This window comes from Protofrankia sp. Cj3 (assembly GCF_917627355.1).
Classification (GTDB): Bacteria; Actinomycetota; Actinomycetes; order Frankiales; family Frankiaceae; genus Protofrankia.
Genome location: NZ_CAKJTR010000266.1, coordinates 1 through 4,757, shown reverse-complemented (window position 1 = coordinate 4,757; position 4,757 = coordinate 1). Strand labels below are relative to the sequence as shown.

The 4,757-nt window shown below is 70.0% G+C and carries 3 protein-coding genes; all 3 read right to left on the bottom strand.

Annotation, left to right across the window (positions count from 1 at the left end):
• Positions 1-1,737 (bottom strand): SAV_2336 N-terminal domain-related protein (locus MJ783_RS21950; protein WP_305039532.1); only part of this gene is annotated, 1,737 nt, incomplete at its 3' end.
• On the bottom strand, positions 1,734-2,900 hold the full coding sequence (locus MJ783_RS21945; protein WP_239313475.1) for a MoxR family ATPase: 1,167 nt from the start codon (positions 2,898-2,900) through the stop codon (positions 1,734-1,736). The genes MJ783_RS21950 and MJ783_RS21945, both read right to left, overlap by 4 nt.
• Positions 2,897-4,387 carry a hypothetical protein gene (locus MJ783_RS21940; RefSeq protein WP_239313472.1) on the bottom strand — a complete coding sequence of 497 codons (1,491 nt, stop codon included), beginning with the start codon at positions 4,385-4,387 and terminating at the stop codon, positions 2,897-2,899. Before MJ783_RS21940 ends, MJ783_RS21945 begins: the two co-directional genes overlap by 4 nt.
• Between the last annotated feature and the right edge of the window lie 370 nt (positions 4,388-4,757).

Sequence of the window (4,757 nt, the reverse complement as noted above, 5' to 3'; positions counted from 1 at the left end):
TTCGATCAACAAAAACGGGCGGTTGTCATTAGTGATCACCGGGACCGGGGCCGAGTCCGGCTCGTCCAGCATCCGGCCGGTGTCACGCAGAACAGCGACCCGCGAACCGAGAAGATCACTTACCGCCCGCAGCACCCGCGTGGCGTCTGAACGCCGGCCGAAGGCGAGCAGCTCCGCCCGCACGCCGGGGTGGAACTCCAGCGCGATCCGTTCGGGACCGGCGGGGCCGCCACCGGCGGGCACCGGCCGCACCAGCCCGCCCGCGAAGATCTCAGACAGCTGCGGGCGGCCCGCGCCTGGCACCATGTCCCGCACCATGCGCAGCACAGCCCAGGTCAAGGGCGCCGCGGCCAGGTGGGTGGCCAACTCGAAAGCCTCCTGGGAGGCCACCGCCCGAAACCGTTGCACACACTCCGTGGCGGATTCCGCCGGGCTGCCGCCCCAGGAGTAGGCGGCGCGTTCCGACGGCTGGCTGCGCGGGCCGGTGAGCACGGCCGTCAGCTCGGTCCACGGCTGCCGGCCCGACAGGAAGCCGGCCCAGGGAGCGAGCCGGCGGGCGTGGGCCTCGAGAACCGGCACCGGGACAGCCACCGCCAGGTCGGCCGTGCCGAAACCGGACAACGGAGCGCCCCACGGATCGCGGAACGCCCACCGCGGGGCGGCGGCGATCGGGGCACCGCCTGGCATCGACATCCGTACCCGCTGGGGACGGAGCCCGGTCAGCTGCCACAGCCGCCTGGGCACAAGATTCAGCAGCGCCACGGGGAGCCGCCGCGCCCAGGACCACAGCAGCGGGGACATCGCGTCTGTCCACCACGCTCGGCCAAGCGCATCGGTCAGTACCCACAGGATCCGCCGGCCGGTCGGCTCGAGGAGCTCGGCGGCCGCGTGTGCCGCACCGCCTGGCCAGCCGGTCCGCAGGCAGAGATCTTCCGGTCGGTCCGTGTCGGTGTTGAGGAAGCGAAGCTGGACGTCACGGAACGCGCCGTGTCGCTCAAGCAGCGTGACGATACCGGGGATGGTGTCCAGCCAGGGAGTCATCGACGGGCTGCCGTCAACGATGAGGACGATCTCGAACCGGCGCTCCCGGGCCGGCCGGTAGACCGGTAACCCCAGGAGGCCCTGCGCAAGCCGCTCCGCGGTGGCCTCCTCATCCAGGACGTCCGCGCACGCCGATGCCATCGTCTGCCGCAACGGCCGCAACGCGGCCCGCACGGCCCGGGGGTCCCCGCCTGCCAAGACGCTGGGCCAAGTCCCGGCCGGCGGGGCGGGAGGCGCTCCGGACAGGAGGAGCCCGGAGCCGGCGGCAGCTATCGCGGCGTCCTCGTCGGCGTCCTCGCCATCACCGACGGCCAGCCCGGCCCAGCCCGGCTGGCCAGCCGGGGCGCTGCGCTCCGGCGCGGCGGCCTCCGGCCCGGTGGCGGACCCGTGCCGAGGCTGGCGGTTCCCTCCCATCTGCGGCCCGGCCTGGCCGGCCTGGCCCAGCCCGGATGCGTCTGTTTCCTGCGCAGAGGCGTCCCCAGCCGGCGAACCGTCATCCGGTTGTGTGCTCCCGTCACTGATTTCGCCGCTGCTCCCGCCGCTGGTCGCGAGAGCACGCGCAGGCCCGGGTACCGGCTGGTCCAGGTAGCGCCACAGCCAGACAGCCTCCGCAATCTCCCGGGGCGTGGGCGCGGCGGCGGGCCGCCGCCGCGCCGGCCGCCGGGCGGCCGGGGGCTGCCCCGCCTCATCCGTCATCGCATGTCCGGAAACTGCATGCCTGGGAATCGCATATCCGCAGACGGCGCCGGGGCCAGCTGATGCCAGACTGCCTCAAGCAGGTCGTTCCATACCGCCTCGTCCCCATCGGCGGCGCCGGCGGCCACCAGATGGGCCGCGTTCAACAACTGGTCGGCCGCCAGTCCGCCGACCTGCTGGCGGCGTTGCTCGAACCGGGCGATAAGCTCCCGGTGCCCGGACGCGTCAGCCGGGAAATGGGCGGCGATCAGGGTGGCGAGCTGCCGTGCGTCCGGGTCGGGGATATCGAGCCGGGCACAGCGCCGCAGGAACGCCGCGGAGAACTCGCGCTCCCCGTTACTTGTAATCACAATAAGCGGGAAAGCGTGGCAACGGACGATTCCCTCGCGTACCACGGCCGTGCCGCCGGGATCGGCCGTGTGCACCTCGGCCTCGGGGTCCTGGTGGCGCATCCTGGCCAGCTCGGGAATGGCGAACTCGCCGTCCTCGAAAATGTTCAGCAGGTCGTTCGGCAGGTCGAAATCGCCTTTGTCCATCTCGTCGATGAGCAGTACCCGAGGGAGCTCATGCGGCAACAGCGCGGTCCCCAGCGGACCGAGCTGGATGAAATCCCCGATCGGCGGTAAGGCCACACCGCCACGGCCCGAGGCGCCGCTGGCATGGTCGTCCCCTCGTGGCCGGCTATGCCAGCGCAGGCTCGGCACGAAACGGAACGGAGACATGGCCTGCGCACGGCCGATGGCGTCATAGTCGTAGAGCCCGGCGCGCAGCGTGGTACGGCTGGTGACCGGCCAGCGCAGAACTCGCCCGAGCTGGAGCTCGCGGGCGATGAGATAGGCAAGGCTGGACTTACCGACCCCCGGGCGCCCGGTGACCAGCAAGGGGCGCCGCAGGTAGATCGCCGCGTTCACGACCGAGATCTGGGCCGTGTCGAGCAGCCGGGACGGCGTGGTCCCCAGCCGCCGCAGAGCCTCTGGCCCCTCAGCCGACGGAGGCGGCAGCACCGGCCCGCCCTGGAAAATCCGCCACGGCGGCGGTGCCGGCCATCGCCGGTCCCGCTCCGCGGGCTCGATCGGATCGCCCGTTCCCTGGAACAGCCACCATCCCGGCCGGGATGGCGTACCAGGCGAGTCCGCCTGCCCAGCTGCCGGGTCGACGCTCATGGACGGCCCTCCCCTTGTGATACACCGAGAGGGGCGGGCGAGCCTCTCTCGGGCTGCCTTTCTGGATCATCCCACAGAAGCGCGAGATTGCGTCCCACATGTTTGTCGCCGGCTCCGCCGGCGCCACCGCCCGGTTCCAGCAGCGCGTCGATCCGTAATCGGCGGACCCGACCGGGAAGATCGCTCATGTCGCCGTCATCGACCAGCAGCCGCAAGGTGTCCTCATGTTCGCTGCCCAGCCGCCGGGACCGATGCCACAGGACCACCGGCAGGCCCGCCCGCAGCGCCATCAGCGCCTCCCCCATCCCGGTTCCCCCGGTGACTTCGGGTGGTTCACTGAGCACGAGCGCGACCAGCTTTTCATCGGACGCCAGCGTGGCCTCCAGCCGGAGCAGGTGGTCCGAGCCGTCCGGCCGGCTCCAGTACACACCGGCCCGGCCGGGTCCGTGATGCAGCTGCCGCCAACGCCGATGCCACACCCGGTGCCAGTCTGGCCTGCGTAACCGCTCCAGGCTGCGCAGGGCGACGGGATAGTCCAACGCCAGTGGTTTGGCCGGGCCTGGGTCCGCTTCCCGCTGCCACCAGTCGACAGGGTCGTTCAGCAGCCCGAACGGCAGGATGAACTCGATCGCGACCACTGGGGTGTGGCTGGCGAGCCCGGTCTCCAGCCCGCGCACGACAGCCTCCACATAACCTTCGAGCTCGCCCCGGGAAAGGAGCTGCCGCCCGCCGGGCTCGATCCGGCCATCCCATTGGCGCCACCACGACCCCACGTAGGACTCCGCGTCGCCGTCTGCCGGATCAAACTGGATCATCAGATGAACCTGCGGTGCGTGATGTGGCCGTGGAGTGCGCTCCAACCGGACCGCGTCGAGGGCCGCGGTGAGCTTCAGCTCGTACGCTCGGCTGCTGTTCCAGCGGTCCACTTTCTGCGCGGTTGATGGCGTCAACTCGTCATGAACATGTTCGAGGAAGACCATATAGGGCGGCAGCCTGGACCAGGCCGCATTACGGCCGGCAATGTGGAGCAATGTGTGCCAGGCAGTCATACAGTGGCGCGGCGGCTCCAGCATCCGGTTACCGGTCGCCAGCCGGTAGGGCTTCACAATGGCGCCGGACGAGATGGCGTCCAGTTCCGCCCGCAGCAGCGCCCACAGCTCGCTCGAGGCCGCTACCGCGACCTCTCCGGCCTCCCACTCGTCCCGCAGCCGCAGCAACATCATCACGATGGCGGCAGCCGGTTGCAGCCGGATCACCACGTCGACCAGCGTGGTGATATTCGACCGCCGCGCGCAGGCTGTGACGAGCGCGAAGAACCACTGCATGGCGGTCGGGTAGTCGGCGACCTGGACCGGGCAGCCTGCCCGTCCGAGCAGGTCAAGGAGAAGCTGCCGGCTCCCCGCCGGGCTCAGTTCCGGGCATTCCACCAGAACCCGTACAATTCTGCCCTCGATGTCGAACCGCGGAGCCAGCTCCCGATCGGCCACGACCCCCCCGCACGATCGCCATCAGTCGGACTTCCGCATGGAAAATATGCACATTCGGCGCATATCTGTCACTGAGATGACACTTTCGTAACAGTACGCGGAAAAGTATGCACACTCAGCACCGCCCAAGCTAAGAGCGACCGGCAATAGGGACGCGGCGTCGCGGGGCTGGGGCACGCACCTCACCGCGTTGTCGTCGGTCGCCACCCAACACCAGGGTGACTCCCTCCGCCGCCTTGCGATGTACGCACCCCAGCCCCTCTCCTTGATCCACACCCCTATTGCCGGGCGCTCTAACGCTCTGTCCAATACCAGACGCTCTCTGTTGATCGTGCTACCAGCCGGCGAAGACGGGATTGGCGGGAAAAAG